The sequence below is a fragment of the Sphingomonas profundi genome (assembly GCF_009739515.1).
Classification (GTDB): domain Bacteria; phylum Pseudomonadota; class Alphaproteobacteria; order Sphingomonadales; family Sphingomonadaceae; genus Alterirhizorhabdus; species Alterirhizorhabdus profundi.
Genome location: NZ_CP046535.1, coordinates 3,508,371 through 3,524,841, shown reverse-complemented (window position 1 = coordinate 3,524,841; position 16,471 = coordinate 3,508,371). Strand labels below are relative to the sequence as shown.

At 71.8% G+C, this 16,471-nt stretch carries 17 protein-coding genes; 10 read left to right on the top strand and 7 right to left on the bottom strand.

The genetic code is table 11. From position 1 onward, the window contains the following. Positions 1 to 17: 17 nt before the first annotated feature. The gene (locus tag GNT64_RS16810; protein ID WP_156680559.1) at positions 18 to 638 is read right to left on the bottom strand and encodes a TetR/AcrR family transcriptional regulator; all 621 of its coding nucleotides are present in this window, start codon (positions 636 to 638) and stop codon (positions 18 to 20) included. Between the two features lie 104 nt (positions 639 to 742). Here GNT64_RS16810 and GNT64_RS16805 point away from each other — a divergent pair, with 104 nt between their 5' ends. From GNT64_RS16805 to GNT64_RS16790, 4 genes are read left to right on the top strand one after another with little or no spacing between them, the layout of a single operon-like run. Then, the gene (locus tag GNT64_RS16805; protein WP_156680558.1) at positions 743 to 1,930 is read left to right on the top strand and encodes an acetyl-CoA C-acyltransferase; all 1,188 of its coding nucleotides are present in this window, start codon (positions 743 to 745) and stop codon (positions 1,928 to 1,930) included. A gap of 22 nt (positions 1,931 to 1,952) precedes the next feature. After that, a complete protein-coding gene (locus GNT64_RS16800) occupies positions 1,953 to 2,720 on the top strand; it encodes an SDR family NAD(P)-dependent oxidoreductase (RefSeq protein ID WP_156680557.1) in 768 nt (255 codons plus the stop codon). Further along, complete coding sequence (locus tag GNT64_RS16795) at positions 2,717 to 3,904, top strand: acyl-CoA dehydrogenase family protein (RefSeq protein ID WP_156680556.1); 1,188 nt, start codon at positions 2,717 to 2,719, stop codon at positions 3,902 to 3,904. The genes GNT64_RS16800 and GNT64_RS16795 overlap by 4 nt, the downstream gene beginning before the upstream one ends. Continuing rightward, complete coding sequence (locus GNT64_RS16790; protein ID WP_156680555.1) at positions 3,850 to 4,971, top strand: phosphotransferase; 1,122 nt, start codon at positions 3,850 to 3,852, stop codon at positions 4,969 to 4,971. The genes GNT64_RS16795 and GNT64_RS16790 overlap by 55 nt, the downstream gene beginning before the upstream one ends. 3 nt (positions 4,972 to 4,974) lie before the next feature. On the opposite strand, the gene GNT64_RS16785 is transcribed toward GNT64_RS16790, so the two are convergent. Genes GNT64_RS16785 through GNT64_RS16775 form a run of 3 tightly spaced genes read right to left on the bottom strand, consistent with a single transcriptional unit; the run spans position 4,975 to position 6,457 of the window. Continuing rightward, positions 4,975 to 5,367, bottom strand: a complete 393-nt coding sequence (locus tag GNT64_RS16785; RefSeq protein ID WP_156680554.1) for a type II toxin-antitoxin system VapC family toxin — start codon at positions 5,365 to 5,367, stop codon at positions 4,975 to 4,977. Then, a complete protein-coding gene (locus GNT64_RS16780) occupies positions 5,364 to 5,621 on the bottom strand; it encodes a type II toxin-antitoxin system Phd/YefM family antitoxin (protein WP_156680553.1) in 258 nt (85 codons plus the stop codon). Before GNT64_RS16780 ends, GNT64_RS16785 begins: the two co-directional genes overlap by 4 nt. 56 nt (positions 5,622 to 5,677) lie before the next feature. Further along, positions 5,678 to 6,457, bottom strand: coding sequence for an SDR family oxidoreductase (locus GNT64_RS16775; protein ID WP_156680552.1), 780 nt, complete (start codon positions 6,455 to 6,457; stop codon positions 5,678 to 5,680). Positions 6,458 to 6,634: 177 nt separating this feature from the next. Here GNT64_RS16775 and GNT64_RS16770 point away from each other — a divergent pair, with 177 nt between their 5' ends. The 4 genes from GNT64_RS16770 to GNT64_RS16755 are packed head-to-tail and all read left to right on the top strand — an operon-like array spanning position 6,635 to position 11,729. Next, positions 6,635 to 9,025, top strand: coding sequence for a CaiB/BaiF CoA-transferase family protein (locus GNT64_RS16770; protein WP_156680551.1), 2,391 nt, complete (start codon positions 6,635 to 6,637; stop codon positions 9,023 to 9,025). Positions 9,026 to 9,042: 17 nt separating this feature from the next. After that, positions 9,043 to 9,852, top strand: a complete 810-nt coding sequence (locus tag GNT64_RS16765) for a crotonase/enoyl-CoA hydratase family protein (protein ID WP_197277050.1) — start codon at positions 9,043 to 9,045, stop codon at positions 9,850 to 9,852. A 46-nt stretch (positions 9,853 to 9,898) separates the two neighbouring features. Next, positions 9,899 to 10,888: a quinone oxidoreductase family protein gene (locus tag GNT64_RS16760; RefSeq protein WP_231639062.1), complete on the top strand. Its 990-nt coding sequence runs from the start codon at positions 9,899 to 9,901 to the stop codon at positions 10,886 to 10,888. Positions 10,889 to 10,928: 40 nt separating this feature from the next. Then, positions 10,929 to 11,729, top strand: coding sequence for an enoyl-CoA hydratase/isomerase family protein (locus GNT64_RS16755; RefSeq protein WP_156680549.1), 801 nt, complete (start codon positions 10,929 to 10,931; stop codon positions 11,727 to 11,729). Positions 11,730 to 11,762: 33 nt separating this feature from the next. On the opposite strand, the gene GNT64_RS16750 is transcribed toward GNT64_RS16755, so the two are convergent. Then, on the bottom strand, positions 11,763 to 12,545 hold the full coding sequence (locus GNT64_RS16750) for a crotonase/enoyl-CoA hydratase family protein (protein ID WP_156680548.1): 783 nt from the start codon (positions 12,543 to 12,545) through the stop codon (positions 11,763 to 11,765). Between the two features lie 68 nt (positions 12,546 to 12,613). Between GNT64_RS16750 and GNT64_RS16745 the strand changes: the two genes are divergently transcribed. Then, positions 12,614 to 13,531: an alpha/beta fold hydrolase gene (locus GNT64_RS16745; RefSeq protein WP_156680547.1), complete on the top strand. Its 918-nt coding sequence runs from the start codon at positions 12,614 to 12,616 to the stop codon at positions 13,529 to 13,531. Positions 13,532 to 13,603: 72 nt separating this feature from the next. Beyond that, positions 13,604 to 14,395 carry an enoyl-CoA hydratase-related protein gene (locus GNT64_RS16740; RefSeq protein ID WP_156680546.1) on the top strand — a complete coding sequence of 264 codons (792 nt, stop codon included), beginning with the start codon at positions 13,604 to 13,606 and terminating at the stop codon, positions 14,393 to 14,395. A gap of 6 nt (positions 14,396 to 14,401) precedes the next feature. On the opposite strand, the gene GNT64_RS16735 is transcribed toward GNT64_RS16740, so the two are convergent. Further along, complete coding sequence (locus tag GNT64_RS16735; protein ID WP_156680545.1) at positions 14,402 to 15,331, bottom strand: NAD(P)H-dependent flavin oxidoreductase; 930 nt, start codon at positions 15,329 to 15,331, stop codon at positions 14,402 to 14,404. Positions 15,332 to 15,408: 77 nt separating this feature from the next. Further along, positions 15,409 to 16,428: a hypothetical protein gene (locus tag GNT64_RS16730; protein WP_156680544.1), complete on the bottom strand. Its 1,020-nt coding sequence runs from the start codon at positions 16,426 to 16,428 to the stop codon at positions 15,409 to 15,411. Positions 16,429 to 16,471 lie beyond the last annotated feature (43 nt).

Genomic DNA, 16,471 nt, shown 5'->3' with positions numbered 1-16,471 from the left:
ACTGCCGGCAAGCCGTGCTACGCCGCGATGCCTTCCACCAGCAGGTCCACCATGCGTTCGGCGATCTGGGCGGGGCTCAGCCTGCCGTCCGGCCGGTGCCAGCGGGCGGGCCAGTTGAGCGCGCCGGCGAAGGTGAAGGCGGTCAGCCAGATGTCGTCCACCCGCGCCGATCCGTCTGCCGCCGCCTCCGCCAGCATGGCCCGCATCGCGCGATCGAGCTCCGACTTCAGCGCGCGGAACTGCGCGGCGCTCTCCGGCGAGAGCGCCTCGTCGCCGGTGCGGATCACGCAGCGGCTGAAATCGGCCATGTTCGCCTCGGCATAGCGGCGGAGGAACTGCCTGAGCCGATCGAGCCCGGTGCCGGGCTGCTCGCGCGCCGCGTGGGTCGCCGCCGTCAGCTGCGCCAGGCCGATGCGGACGCATTCGAACAGCACCTGATCCTTGTTGCCGAGATAATGGTAGATCACCGGCTTGGTCACGCCCACGCTGGCCGCGACATCGTCGAGCGAGGTCGCGTGGAAGCCGCGTTCGTTGAACATCCGCACCGCCGCCACCAGCAGCACCTCGCGCTTGCGGGCCCGCTCCTCCGCGCGCTCCTGCGGCGTGCGGAACGGGGAGGCGGGGGGCGGCTCGTTCATGGGGCTTGTTGACATATACCGAAGATAGGAGCAACTACTCGCGAGTAAAGAAAGCCGGCCGCGCGCCCGTGCCCGGTCGCGCCCGGCCATGCTGGAGCAGCTTTATGTCCACCGCCGATCCCGTCATCATCTCCTCGTTCGCGCGCACGCCGATGGGCGGCTTCCAGGGCGCGCTCGCCGGCGCCACCGCGACCGAGCTCGGCGCGACGGCGGTGAAGGCGGCGGTCGAGCGATCGGGCGTGTCGCCGGACGCGATCGACCGTATCTACATGGGCTGCGTGCTGCCGGCCGGGCTCGGCCAGGCGCCGGCGCGGCAGGCGGCGCTGAAGGCGGGGCTGCCCACCTCGGTGGAGGCGACCACGGTCAACAAGATGTGCGGATCGGGCATGCAGGCGGCGATCATGGCGCACGAGGCGCTGGCCGCCGGCACCGCCGACGTGATCGTGGCGGGCGGCATGGAGAGCATGACGAACGCGCCCTTCCTGATGCAGAAGCACCGCGCCGGCGCGCGTATCGGCCATGACATGATCTACGATTCGATGATGCTGGACGGGCTGGAGGACGCCTATACGCCGGGCAAGCCGATGGGCGCCTTCGCCGAGGATGCGGTGCGCGACTATCAGTTCACCCGTGCCGCGCAGGACGCCTATGCGGTGGAGAGCCTCGCCCGCGCCAATGCGGCGATCGAGGGCGGCGCCTTCGCCAGCGAGGTGGTGCCCGTCACCGTGGCCGGCCGGCGCGGCGAGACGGTGGTGACGACCGACGAGCAGCCCGGCAACGCCCGGCCGGAGAAGATCCCCGGCCTGAAGCCCGCCTTCGCCAAGGACGGCACGATCACCGCGGCCAACGCCTCCTCCATCTCCGACGGGGCGGCGGCGCTGGTGATGACGCGGGCGAGCGTGGCCGAGGCCAACGGCATGACGCAGGAGGCGCGCATCGTGGCGACCGCCGCGCACGCGCACGCGCCCGCCGACTTCACCACCGCGCCCGTGCCGGCGATCCGCAAGGTGCTGGACAAGGCGGGGTGGAGCGTGGCCGACGTCGACCTGTTCGAGGTGAACGAGGCCTTTGCGGCCGTGACGATGATCGCGATGCGCGATCTCGCCATCCCTCACGAAAAGATCAATGTGAACGGCGGCGCGACGGCTCTAGGGCATCCGATCGGGGCATCGGGCGCGCGGATCATCGCGACTCTGGTTGCGGCGCTGAAGAATCGCGGGCTTAAGCGTGGCGTCGCCGCGCTCTGCATCGGCGGCGGCGAGGCGACGGCGATCGCGGTGGAACTGGTCTGAGGATTTTCGGGAGACTATCGGCATGGATCTTCAGGGGGTAGGCGCGATCGTGACCGGCGGGGCTTCCGGCCTCGGCGCGGCCACGGCCGAGATGCTGGCGCGCGGCGGCGCGAAGGTGACGATCTTCGATCTCAACGTCGATCAGGGCAACGCCAAGGCGGCCGAGCTGGGCGGGCACTTCGTCCGCGTCGACGTGGCCGACGAGGCGAACGTGCAGTCGGCGATCGAGGAGGCGGAGGCCCGCCACGGCGTCGCGCGGGTGCTGGTGAACTGCGCCGGCATCGCCACCGCCGAGAAGATCATCGATCGCGACGGCAAGCCGCTGCCGCTCGATCGCTTCGCCAGGGTGGTGGCGATCAACCTCACCGGCACGTTCAACGTCCTCTCCAAGATGGCGGCGCGGCTGCACGGCGCCGAGCCGATCGGGCCGGACGGGGAGCGCGGCGTCATCATCAACACCGCCTCAGTCGCGGCCTATGAGGGGCAGGTGGGCCAGCCCGCCTACGGCGCCTCCAAGGGCGGCGTGATGGCGCTGACGTTGCCGGCCGCACGCGAGCTGGCCCGCTGGAACATCCGGGTGGTGACGATCGCCCCCGGCATCTTCTGGACGCCGATGATGGCGGGCCTGCCGCAGGACGCGCAGGACTCGCTCGGCCGCCAGATCCCCTTCCCGAGCCGTCTCGGGCGACCGGAGGAATATGCCATGCTCGCCGAATCGATCATCGCCAATCCCATGCTGAACGGCGAGACGATCCGCCTGGACGGCGCGATCCGGATGGCGCCGCGATGAGCGGCGCGGACGCCGGGGTCGGCCCCGAGAAGACTGCGGAGATCGCCGCCAAGGTGGAGAAGTTCGTCCGCGAGGTGGTGTTCCCGTACGAGAAGGATCCGCGTCGCAACTCCCACGGCCCCAGCGAGGAGATGGTGCAGGAGCTGAAGGAGCTGGCCCGCGCGGCCGGTGTACTGACGCCGCACATCCTTCCCGACGGCAGCCACCTGAGCCAGCGCGAGACGGCGACGGTGCTGAAGAAGTCCGGCCTGTCGATCCTTGGCCCCAGCGCCGTGAACACCACGGCGCCCGACGAGGGCAACATGTACCTGATCGGCAAGGTGGGCAGCCCCGAGCTGAAGGAGCGCTTCCTGAAGCCGCTGGTGGAGGGCCGCGCCCGCTCCGCCTTCTTCATGACCGAGCCGGCCGACGAGGAGGGCGCCGGTTCCGACCCCTCGATGATGAAGACGACGTGCCGGCTGGACGGCAACCACTGGGTGATCAACGGCCGCAAGAAGTTCATCACCGGCTACGAGGGCGCCAAGGTCGGCATCGTCATGGCGAAGTCGGAGGACGGGGCGTGCATGTTCCTCGTCGACCTGCCCGATCCGGCGATCCGGCTCGTCCGCCTGCTCGACACGATCGACGACGGGATGACCGGCGGCCACGCCGAGCTGGACCTGGTCGACCTGCGCGTGCCGGCCGACCAGATGCTCGGCCAGTCGGGCGAGGGCTTCAAATATGCCCAGATCCGCCTCTCCCCCGCGCGCCTTTCCCACTGCATGCGCTGGCACGGCGTGGCGACGCGGGCGCACGAGGAGGCCACCGCTTATGCCTGCCGCCGCAAGGCGTTCGGCAAGCTGCTGGTGGATCATGAGGGCGTCGGCTTCATGCTCGCCGAGAATCTGATCGACCTGAAGCAGGCCGAGCTGATGATCGACTGGTGCGCCGACGTGCTCGACACGGGCGCGCTCGGCACGACCGAGAGCTCGATGGCGAAGGTGGCGGTGTCCGAGGCGCTCTCCCGCGTGGCGGATCGCTGCGTGCAGGTTATGGGCGGCACCGGCGTGACGCGCGACACGCCGGTGGAGGCCTTCTACCGCGAGATCCGCGCCTTCCGCATCTATGACGGGCCGACCGAGGTGCACAAATGGTCGCTCGCCAAGAAGGTGAAGCGCGATTTCCTCGCGGAGAAGCCCGCTTGAGCTTCGATACCGAGAGCCAGACCGGCACCACCGCCGTGCGCGACCAGCACCGCTTCGACGAGGCGGCGCTGGCGGGGTGGATGGAGCGGAACGTCGCCGGCTATGCCGGGCCGCTGACGGTGGAGCAGTTCAAGGGCGGGCAATCGAACCCCACCTACAAGCTGCGCACGCCGGGCCACGATTATGTGCTGCGGCGCAAGCCGCCGGGCCAGCTGCTGAAGGGCGCCCATGCGGTGGACCGCGAGGCCAGGGTGCTGCGCGGCGTGGAGCAGGGCGGCCTGCCCGTCGCCCACGTCCACGGCCTGTGCACCGACGACGAGGTGATCGGCACCTGGTTCTTCGTCATGGACATGGTGGAGGGCCGCATCATGTGGGACGCGACCTTCCCCGACGTGAGCCGGGACGAGCGACCGGCCTATTTCGACGCGATGAACGCCACGATCGCCCACCTGCACGGCATCGACTATCAGGCGGTCGGCCTCGGCGACTACGGCCGCACGGGCAATTATATCGAGCGCCAGATCGGCACCTGGTCCAAGCAGTATGTGGCCGACGACGAGGCCGGGCGCGATCCGTACATGGATCGGCTGGTCGAGTGGCTGCCGGCGAACGTGCCGCCGGGCGACGAGACGAGCATCGTCCACGGCGATTTCCGCGCCGACAACATGATCTTCCACCCCACCGAGCCGCGCGTGCTGGCGGTGCTGGACTGGGAGCTCTCCACCCTCGGCCATCCGCTGGCCGACTTCGCCTATCATGCGATGATGTACCGGATGCCGCCGCTGGTGGTGCCGGGCCTCGCCGGGGCCGATCTTACGGCGCTGAACATCCCGAGCGAGGAGGCGTATCTGGCCGCCTACTGCCGGCGGACGGGCCGCGACTCCGTGCCCGGCTACGATTTCTACATGGCGTTCAACTTCTTCCGCTTCGCCGCGATCATCCACGGCATCAAGGGCCGCTACCTGCGCGGCACCGCCGCCAATGCCGAGGCCAAGCTGCGCGCCGATGCCTTCCCGGCGCTCGCCCGGCTGGCCTGGGAGCAGGCCGAGCGGGCGGGGGCGCGCTGAGGCTCAGCCGGCCGACAGCGCGGGTACGATATCGGTCCGGGTGAAATGGTCGCCGATATAGAGCAGCGGGCACGCGCGCTCCCTGGCCAGCGCGTAGGCGAAGCAGTCGCCGAGGTTGAGCGCAGCGGGGTGAACGCCCTTGCCCCAGCGATCATAGGCGTCCGCGGCAAGACGGGCGGAGGCGGCGGTGACGGGAACGATCTCGACGCCCCCGGCGCCTATCACCCCCTCAACGATGTCGCCGACATCCCGTCTCCGCGCCACGATCAGTGCTTCGGCCACCGTGCCGGCGGATATGATCCAGTGCGTTTCCGCCTTGATGGCCTCGATACAATCGGATGCCCTTGGCTCGTCGAGTGCGATCGTAAGCAGGGCCGACGTGTCGATCGCCTTCACGCAGGCAGACCGTCGTCGCCATAGAGAAAGTCTTGGCTTCTCGCCGCGCACGGCCCGGGCAACGCCTTCGCGCCACCCTCGCGGGCCAGTTGTCGCATCAGCGCCGCGCGCCGTTCCGGATCAACCTTGGCGGCGACGGGTACGAGGCGCACTGCCGGCTGACCATGCCGGGTCAGCACCACATCCTCCCCTGCCTCCGCTCGGCGGACCAGATCGGTAAGCTGCGCCTTGGCGGCGGTGACGGAGACGTCCATCGTCAAGCTCCTCCGACATTCGAAGTAGACCATCCACTGGTCCATTTCAACGGCTCTCACATCGCGGAGAGGCCGCCATCCAGCTTCAGTTCCGACGCGGTCATCATCCGGCTCTCGTCCGAGGCCAGGTACAGGACGGCGTAGGCGACGTCGTCCGGCGCGGCGATCATGCCGAGCGGGATCTGGCGGGCGAGCTTGGCATTGCGCTCCTCCGCCGTGCCGCGCGCCAGCCCCTCGATCAGCGGGGTATCGACGAAGCTCGGGTGGACGGAATTGCAGCGGATCGCCAGCTTCTCCCGCGCGCAGTGCAGCGCGATCGATTTCGTCAGCATCCACACCGCCGCCTTTGAGGTGTTGTAGCCGACAAAGGCGTGGCTGGCGACGATGCCCGCGATCGACGAGATGTTGATGATCGATCCGGGTTGGTGATCGCGCATCACCTTCAGCGCCGCCTTGCTGCCCAGGAACACGCTGTCCACGTTCACCGCCATGATGCGGTGCCATGCCTCGACCGGCATGTCCTCGATCGAGCCGAGCGTGGCGATGCCGGCATTGTTGACGAGCACCGAGAGCCCGTCCATCGCCCGCGCGGCGTCGTCGATCGCGTGCGGCCACGCATCGGCATCGGTGACGTCCAGGGTCAAAGCGGTGGCGGTGCCGGCGCCGTGCGCGGCGTCGATCTCGGCGGCGATCTCTGCGGCGCCCGCGCGGTTGATGTCGGCCAGCGCCACCTTGGCGCCGTGCGCGGCCAGCATGCGCGCCATCGCCGCGCCCAGCCCCTGCGCCGCGCCCGTGACGAGCGCCTTCTTGCCGGCGACCCTGCCCGATCCTGTCATGCGCCTCTCCCTCCGTTTCCGCCCGATCGACGTCGCGTCGCATCCAGCCGGCGATGCGGCAAAGCCGGTTCCGGCGCCAGCCAGAAGGTCAGGTTGACCGTATCCGCCGCATCCGCGACTCAGCGTCGCGACATGGAAACAAGCGGGCCGGCGCGCCCGATGAGGGGAGAGACGGGGATGAGCGAGCAGCCTGCGGAAACGCCGCAACCGCCGGCGCCGCTCGCCGGCGTTCGCGTGCTGGATCTCGCGGTCGGGCCGCTGGCGGCGATCGGCCGGCTGCTGGCGGAGCTCGGCGCGGACGTGGTGCGGGTGGAGCCGCGCGACGGCGCGGCCGACCGGCGCCAGGGGCGGATCGTGGCCGGCGTCAGCCTCGATCATCTCGCCGCCAATCGCGGCAAGCGGAGCGCGCGGCTGGACCTGGCGGATGCGGACGATCGCGCCGCGTTCGACGATCTCGTCGCCGATGCCGACATGCTGATTGAGACGACGGCGCCGGGATCGGACGCGGCGGCGCTGCTCGATGCGGCGGGCCTCTCCGCCCGCCATCCGGCGCTGGTGATCCTTTCCGCCAGCGACTTCGGCCGTACCGAGGGGTTCGCCGGCTGGCAGGCGACCGATCCGGTGCTGCACGCGCTGAGCGGCGAACTCTCCCGATCGGGCATCGCCGGGCGGCCGCCGCTGCTGCCGCCGGGCGATCTCGCCTATGACTGCGCGGTCGCGCAAGGCGCCTATGTGCTGCTGCTGGCCTTCTACGCCCGGCTGCGCGGCGGCACCGGCGATCACCTCGATTTCTCGGTGCTGGACGGCGCGTCGCTGGCGCTCGATCCCGGCTACGGCATCGCCGGCAGCGCCACCGCCGGCATCCCCGCCAGCCAGCTGCCGCGCGGGCGGCCGACGGTGGGCGCGCAATATCCGATCATCCCGTGCGCCGACGGGTTCGTCCGGCTCTGCGTGCTCTCGCCGCGGCAGTGGCAGGGCATGTTCGAGTGGATGGGCCGGCCCGAGGCGTTCGCCGATCCCGCCTACAGCCGGCTGGATACGCGCTTCTCCTCCCCCACGCTCGTGCCCGCGATCGCCCGCCTGTTCGCCGGGCGGACGCGGGCCGAGCTGGAGGCGGAGGGGCAGCGCCACGGCGTGCCGGCGGCCGGGCTGCTTGATCTGGCCGAGGCGGAGCACAGCCCGCAAATGGCGGCGCGCGGGGCGTTCCGCCCGGTGGAGATCGCGCGCGGCATCTTCGCGCCCTTCCCTGATGGCGCGCTGGAGCTGGACGGCGCGCGCGCCGGCGTGCCGCAGCCGGCGGTGCAGCCGCGCGCGCCCTTCCCCGATCCGGACCTCGCCGCCGGCGCCGCGCCGCTCGCCGGGTTGCGGGTGCTCGATCTGGGCGTGATCGTCGTCGGTGCCGAGCAGAGCCGGCTGCTGGCCGATTACGGCGCCGACGTGGTGAAGCTGGAGAATGCCGACTTCCCCGACGGCAGCCGGCAGACGCGCGGCAACGTGCCGCTCTCGATCACCTTCGCCGCCGGGCACCGCAACAAGCGCGGCCTGTCGCTGAACCTGCGCGCGCCGGCGGGCAAGGCGCTGTTCCTGAAGCTGGCGGCGGAGGCCGACATCGTCCTCTCGAACTTCAAGCCCGGCACGATGGAGTCGCTGGGGCTGGGCGCCGACATGCTGCGCGCGATCAACCCGCGGCTGATCGTGGCGGAGAGCTCCGCCTTCGGCGCGAGCGGGCCGTGGAGCCGGCGGCTCGGTTACGGGCCGCTCGTGCGCGCCTCCGCCGGGCTCACCCAGCGCTGGCGCTACCCGGACGATGCGGAGAGCTTCTCCGACGCGATCACCGTCTATCCCGATCATGCCGCCGGGCGGATCGGCGTGGTGGGGGTGCTGGCGCTGCTGATCCGCCGGTGGCGCACCGGCGCGGGCGGCACCGTGAGCGTGGCGCAGGCGGAGATCATGCTGAGCCACATGGCGCCGGAGGTGGCGGCGCTGTCGCTGGAGGCGGCTGGCCACGCCGTTGCCGGCGGCGAGCCGGATGCGCCGTGGGATGCCTTCCCCTGCGCCGGCGACGACGAATGGTGCGCGGTCACGGTGCGCGACGATGCGGACTGGGCAAGGCTGTGCACCGCGATCGACCGCGACGACCTGGCCGGCGATCCGGCGCTGGCCGACCGCGCCGGCCGCATCGCCGCGCGCGGGCGGATCGACGCCGCCGTCTCCGCCTGGACGCAGGAACTCGCGCCCGATGCGGCGATGGCGCGGTTGCAGGCGGCGGGGGTGCCGGCGGGCGCGATGCGGCGCGTGTCCGAACTGCCCGGATCGCCCTATTTTCGCGCGCGCGACCTGCTGACGGCGGTGCGGCACCCGATGGTGGCGGAGCCGCTGTTGCAGGAGACGCGGCCCGTCCGCTCCCGCCACCTGCCCGATCCCCCGCAGCGGCCGGCGCCGATGCTGGGCGAGCAGAGCGCCGAGATCCTGCGCGACTGGCTGCATCTGCCGGAGGACGACATCGCGGCGCTGGCGCAGGCCGGCGTGATCGGAACGGAGCGGCCGGCGGTCGCCGCCGTCGCATGACATCAGAAGGAGCGGACATGAACGATACGGAACTGGGCAACGACGTGGTGCTGGTCGAGCGGCACGGCCATGTGATGATCATCACGCTGAACCGGCCGGAGGCGCGGAACGCGGTGAACCTGCAGACCCACCTGGGCGTCGGCTATGCGCTGGAGGCGGCCGACAAGGATCCCGAGGTCCGCGTCGTCATCATCACCGGCGCGGGCGAGCAGTCCTTCTGCGCAGGCGCGGACCTGAAGGCGCTCTCGCGCGGGGAGCCGCTGATGCCGGAGGATCCGGAGCAGCTGGCCTGGGGCTTCGCCGGCTTCGTCAGCCATCCGATCAGCAAGCCGGTGATCGCCGCGGTGAACGGCACCGCGCTGGGCGGCGGCACCGAGATAGCGCTTGCCGCCGATCTGGTGGTGACGGCGGAGGAGGCGCGCTTCGGCCTGCCGGAAGTGAAGCGCGGCATCGTGGCCGGCGCCGGCGGCGCCTTCCGCATCGCGCAGCAGCTGCCGAAGAAGGTGGCGATGGAGGTGCTGCTGACCGGCGATCCCATCGATGCGCGGCGCGCGCAGGAACTGGGCCTCGTCAACCAGGTGGTGCCGCGTGCCGGGCTGATGGCGGCGGCGCTGGCGCTGGCCGAGCGGATCGCAGTGAACGCGCCGCTCTCCGTCCAGGCATCCAAGCGCATGGCGCTGGGCATGGAGGACGGCCGCATCGCCGCCGACGATTTCTTCTGGGCGCGCACCCAGGCCGAGATCGCCGTCGTCATGCGATCGGAGGATGCGCGTGAAGGGCCGCGCGCCTTTGCCGAGAAGCGCGCGCCGGTGTGGCAGGCGCGCTGACACGGCGCCTGTCGCGCATCGTCGCCGGCTGCGCTACACGCGCCCAATGGCCGTGGAGGGCGAGATGACGAAGGCGATGCGCGTGCATGCGACGGGCGGGGCGGAGGCGCTCTCCTGGGAGGAGATCGACGTCGCCGCGCCCGGCGCCGGCGAGGTGGTGGTGCGCAACGAGGCGATCGGCCTCAACTTCATCGACGTCTACTTCCGCAACGGCCTCTACAAGGCGCCGCTGCCGTTCGTGCCGGGCAATGAGGGCGCGGGCGTGATCGAGGCGGTGGGGCCGGATGTCGCCGGCTTCGCGGTCGGCGACCGGGTCGGCTATGTCGGGCCGCCCGGCGCCTATGCCGAGCGGCTGGTGCGGCCGGCGGCGCAGCTGATCGCGCTGCCAGACGCGCTGGACAGCGTGACCGCCGCGCAGATCCTGCTGAAGGGCATCACCGCCGAATATCTGATCCGCCGCACCTATCCGGTGCAGGCGGGCGACACGATCCTCGTCCATGCGGCGGCCGGCGGCGTCGGGCAGATCGCCTGCCAGTGGGCGGCCGATATCGGCGCGCGCGTGATCGGCACCGTCGGCAGCGCCGCCAAGCGCGCGATCGCCGAACGCTGCGGCTGCGCCCGCGTGATCGTGACGGACGAGGAGGACTTCGTCGCCGCCGTGCGCGAGGAGACCGGCGGCGAGGGCGTCGCCGTGGTCTATGACGGGGTGGGCGCCGACACGTTCGAGGGATCGCTGGCCTGCGCCCGCACGCGCGGGCTGGTGGTGGCCTTCGGCGCCGCATCCGGCCCGATCCCGCCGCTCGACCTGCAGCGGCTGAACGCGCTGGGATCGCTGTACGTCACGCGGCCGAGCTTGGCCGCCTATACGCGCACGCCCGAGGAACTGCGGACGGCGGCCGAGGCGGTGTTCGCGGCCGTGGCGCGCGGCGCGGTGCGGATCGCGCCGCCCGCCACCTATCCGCTGGCGGAGGCGGCGCGCGCCCACGCCGATCTGGAAGCGCGGCGCACGACCGGATCGATCGTGCTGCTGCCGTGACAGGCCGATCGCCACCCGACTCCCCTGCAAGCGAGGACCGATGACCAGCCCCGATCAACCCGCCCCGCCCGTTCGCCTTGCCATCGCCGATGGTGTCGCCACGCTGACGCTGGCCCGGCCAGAGGCCGGCAACGCCATGGACTGGGCGCTGCTCGACGCATTCGCCGCCGGCGCCGAGCGGGTGGCGGCCGATCCGTCGGTGCGCGCGATCCTGATCGAGGCGGAAGGCCGCAACTTCTCCGTCGGCGGCGATATCCGCAGCTTCGCCGGCGATGCCGATCCGGCCGCCTTCATCGGCCGCCTCGCGCGCCGGCTGCATGACGGGATCAGGCACCTCGTCGCCCATCCGGCGCCGGTGATCGTCGCCGCGCAGGGTGCGGCGGCCGGGGCGGGGCTGAGCCTGGTGGCGAGCGGCGATGTGGTGCTGGCCGGCGCCGGCGCCACCTTCACCCTCGCCTATCCTGCGATCGGCCTGACGGCGGACGGCGGCGCCACGTGGCTGCTGCCGCGCGTGATCGGCCTGCGCCGCACGCAGGAACTGGCCTTCACCGGCCGGCGCTTGAACGCGGCGGAAGCGGCCGGGTACGGCCTCGTCACCCGCGTGGTCGACGATGCGGCGCTGGCCGACGAGGCGCGCGCGCTCGCCGCGCGCATCGCCCGCGGGCCGACCGCGGCCTATGGCGCGATCAAGCGCCTGCTCGCCGGTGCCGATCGTGCCACCCTGTCGGACCATCTCGATGCCGAGGCCGAGACGATCGAACGCGCGATGGCTACCCACGATGCGCAGCAGGGGATTCGCGCCTTCCTGGACCGCCGCGCGCCGGACTTCGCCGGCCGCTGAGCGATCGGGCGCGGCGGCGCCGATCCCGCCGGGCTAATCCTGGAACACGGGCGGCCGCTTCTCGCGCGCGGCGCGCAGGGCCTCGGCATGGTCGGGGCCGGCCAGCAGCGCCTCCTGCTCGGCCGATTCGGCGCGCAGGATGGCGGGTGCGTCCGCCTCTCGCGCCAGGTTAAACAGGCGCTTGTCGGCGCGCATCGCCGCCGGGCTCTGCGCGGCGATCGCGCGGGCCAGCGCCAGCGCCTCGTCGCGCGGATCGGCGGCGACGCGGGTGACGAGGCCGATCGCCGCCGCCTCCCCGCCGCCGACCTGCCGCCCGGTATAAGCGAGTTCGCGGGCGAGATCGTCGCGCACCAGCCCGCGCAGCAGGGCGATGCCGGCGACGTCGGGGGCGAGACCCCACCGCGCCTCCATCAGCGCGATCCGCGTGTCGGGCGCGCACAGGCGGATGTCGGCGCCCAGCATGATCTGGCAGCCGGCGCCCAAGGCGAAGCCGTGCACGGCCGCTATCACCGGCATCGGCAGCGTGCGCCAGCCCCACGCCACCTGCTGCACCAGATTGGCATCGCCGTGCGTGCGCGGCCCGAGACGAGCGAGATCGCCGCCGGCGGAGAGACTCTCCAGATCGATGCCGACGCAGAAGCCGCGCCCCTCGCCCGAGAGCACCACCGCGCGCACGCCGGCCATGGCGGACAGGCGATCGATCGCCGCGGCGATCGCCGCGAACTGCGCGGGATCGAGCGCGTTGATCTTGTCCGGCCGGTTCAGTCGCACGTCCGCGACGCCGGCCTCCACCGCAATCGTCACCCGCTCCGCCATCCGATGCTCCCTTGTCGCCGCGAGGATGGAAGATAATGCGGATCTCCGCAAACCGGCCAGGAGGGATCATGCCCGCAGACGAGAGTGACGCAACCGCGCCGGAACCGCACGTGCCGGAATCGCGCGTCTTCGTGTCGCAGCGGCTGCGGCTGCACTATCTCGACTGGGGCAATCCCGGCGCGCCGACCCTGGTGCTGGTCCATGGCGGGCTGGACCATGCGCGCAGCTGGGACTGGACGGCGCGGGCGCTGCGGCGCGACTGGCACGTGATCGCGCCCGATCTGCGCGGCCATGGCGACAGCGCCTGGTCGCCCGACGGCGCCTATCTGATGCCCTATTATGCCTGCGATCTGGCGCAGCTGATCGACCAGCTGGGCGATGGCCCGGTGACGATCGTCGGCCACTCGCTGGGCGGCGCGATCGCGCTGCGCTACGCGGCGCTGTATCCGGAGCGGGTGGTGAAACTCGTCGTGATCGAGGGGCTGGGCTACGCCCCGGACGAGGCGCTGAGGCAGGCGGCGCGCCCGATCGATGCGCGGTGGCGCGAGTGGATGGCCGAGCGGCGGGCGCTGAGCGGCCGCACGCCGCGCCGCTACGGCGATGTGGAGGAGGCGCTGGGCCGGATGCGGGCGCAGTTCCCGCAGCTGAGCGAGGAGCAGGCCCGCCACCTGACCGTTCACGGCCTGCGGCGGACCGAGGATGGCGGCTTCGTGTGGAAATATGACAATCACCTGCGGGTGCCCGCGCCGCTGGAGGTGACGGATGCCGAACTGCATGCGCTGTGGCACGCCGTGACATGCCCGGTGCTGCTGGCCTATGGGCGCGACAGCTGGGCCTCCAACCCCGCCGAGGACGGCCGCGCCGCCCACTTCCGAAACGCCCGCGTGATGCTGTTCGACGATGCCGGCCACTGGCTGCACCATGATCGCTTCGCGGCGTTCCTGGCGGCGCTGCGAGGGTTTCTGGAGGAGGGGACGGGTGGCTGAGCTTGTCGAACGCCGGCTCTCTCCGCCAAGAAGGGGCGGACGGCGGCACGATGCCCCGCCGGGGAGAGTGACATGACCGCCTTCACCGATATCCTGCTGCACGAGGCGGACGGCATCGCCACGCTGACGATCGACCGGCCGCAGGTGCTGAACGCCGTGACCCTGCACACGCTGGGCGAGATGATCGTCGCGCTGGACCGGGTGCGCGACGGCGGTACGGCGCGCGTGCTGCTGCTGACGGGCACCGGCCGGGCCTTCTGCTCCGGCGCGGACCTTGCCGCCTTCTCGCCCGGGGGCACGATCGGGAACGATCGCGGCGCGGGGCTGGAGCAGGGCTTCAACCCGGTGCTGGAGCGGTTGCGCGCGCTGCCCATCCCGCTGGTGAACGCCGTGAACGGGGTGGCGGCCGGCGGCGGCTGCGGCTTCGCCTTGGCGGGCGACATCGTGGTGGCGGCGCGATCCGCCTACTTCCTCCAGCCGTTCGCCAATATCGGGCTGGTGCCCGATGTGGGCGCGACCTGGCTGCTGCCGCGGCTGATCGGCAAGGCGCGGGCGACGGCGATGATGATGCTGGGCGAGCGGGTGCCGGCCGAGCAGGCCGAAGAGTGGGGCATGATCCACCGCGCGGTGGACGATGCCGAGCTGATGCCGGCGGCCCGCGCCATCGCCGCGCGGCTGGCTGCCGGACCGACGACGACCTACGCGCTGATGCGCCATGCGATCGCGGCGGGGCTTGATTCCTCTTTCGGCGACTCGCTGGCGCTGGAGCGGGCGAACCAGCGCGTCTCCGGCCGCACCACCGACCATGCCGAAGGGGTCGCGGCGTTTCTGGAGAAGCGGGCGCCGGTGTTCCGCGGCGAGTGAGCGCGCTCAGGCCGCCAGCCGCGTGAGAGCGGCGTCATATTCGCGGCGCAGGCGGGCGACGAGATCGGCGGTGGGCACCACCGCCTCCACCGCGCCGATGCCCTGGCCGCAGCCCCAGATATCGCGCCACGCCTTCGCCTCGTCCCCGCCGAAGTTCATCTTCGAGGGATCGGCCGTGGCGAGCGCATCGGGATCGAGGCCGGTCGCGGCGATGCTGGGCTTCAGGTAGTTGCCGTGCACGCCGGTGAACAGGTTCGTGTAGACGATGTCGCCGGCCACCCCGTCCACGATCATCTGCTTGTAGGCGGCGGCGGCGTTCGCCTCCTCCGTGGCGATGAAGGCGGAGCCGATATAAGCGAGGTCGGCCCCCATCGCCCGCGCCGCGGCCACCGCGCCGCCGGTGGCGATGGCGCCGGACAGGGCGAGCGGGCCATCGAACCAGCGGCGGATCTCCTGCACCAGCGCGAAGGGGGAGAGGGTGCCGGCATGGCCGCCGGCGCCCGCCGCCACCGCGATGAGCCCGTCGGCTCCCTTCTCGATCGCCTTGCGGGCGAAGCGATCGTCGATCACGTCGTGCAGCACGATGCCGCCATAGCTGTGGATCGCGGCGTTCACGTCCGCCCGGGCGCCGAGCGAGGTGATGACGATCGGCACCTGGTAGCGCACGCAGAGGGCGAGATCCTCCTCCAGCCGCGTGTTGGTGCGGTGGACGATCAGGTTCACCGCGAACGGCGCGTCGGCCTCGGTCAGCGCAGCCCGCAGGCGGAGCAGCCACTGCTCGAACATGCCCGACGGCCGGGCGTTGAGCGACGGAAAGGCGCCGACCACGCCGGCCCGGCATTCCGCGATGACGAGTTCGGGCTGCGACACGATGAACATCGGCGAGGCGACGATGGGCACCGAGAGCCGGCCGGCGAGGATCTGCGGAAGGGTCATGCCGTCTCTCGTTGCGCCATCAGCTGGCCGGGGGGCCGGACGATAGACAAGGCCGGGTGGCAGACAAGCGGAATGTCTCAGCCGAGCAGCGGCGCCGGCAGGCGGAGCGGTACGCCGGCGCCGGCGGCCACCGCCTCCGCCCAGATCGCCACCTTCTCGATCTCGTCGGCATGCGGCTGCTCGCCGGTGCGTCGTTCCTCCGCGCGGGCATCCTGGCCGAATGACGCGCCGGTCTTGGAGTGGCGGGTGAATGCGGGGCCGGCGATGATCGCCCCGGCATCGCAGGCGAGGCCGAACAGGCGGGCGAGCGCCGCCACCGCATCCCGCGGCGCCGCCAGCAGCCTGTCGCTGTCCAGCGTGCGGACGCGGGCCGGGCCGACGCGCTCCACCAGCCGGGCGAACAGCGCCTGCTGGGCGAGCCAGCCGAGGGCGGCGATCTGGAGGTCGGTCTGCTCAAGATAGCGGTCGGCCGCGAAGCCGAGATCGACGATGCCGTCCTGCAGCTGGCCGACGAACAGCTCCCGCACCCACAGCCGCCCCCACATGCCCTTGCGCGCCACGGAGCCGAGGAAGGTGCGCAGCGGCGCGTGCAGCAGCAGCGCCTTCGCCTGCGGGCGCATCGCCAGCATGGCCAGCGCCAGCGGATTGACGATGTTGGACGGCTTGACGATCACCGCCTCGCCGGCGGCGAACGGCCGCGCCAGCAGCGCCATTGCCCCGTCAAGCCCGCGCGCCACGCCGCGCGGATCGGCGCCGCGCCGCTTCCAGCCGACGAGGTCGTTGAGGATCACCGGCTCCGGCACGCCGGTCGCCAGCCCCTCCACGTCGAACGCGCGCGCCAGCAGGGTGGAGAGGCAGAAGGCGGAGTGGAACAGGAAGTGGACGGGCGCCGGCGGCGGCATCGCGGCGATGCTGTCCGCCAAGGGCAGCACGACGGGATCGCCGGCGGGCAGATGTTCGTCGGTGAGGAAGGTCGCCGCGCGGTGCGTCACGCGCGGCACGTAGCGAAAATGCACGGCATCCGCCGGCGGATCGTAGCGGTGGGCGAGCCACGCCGGATCGCGGACGATCCGCGCGACCGGAACGGGGGTGCTCATGGCCCAGCCTTAGCCACCGCCGATGCCGCCGCCAAGCGCGCGG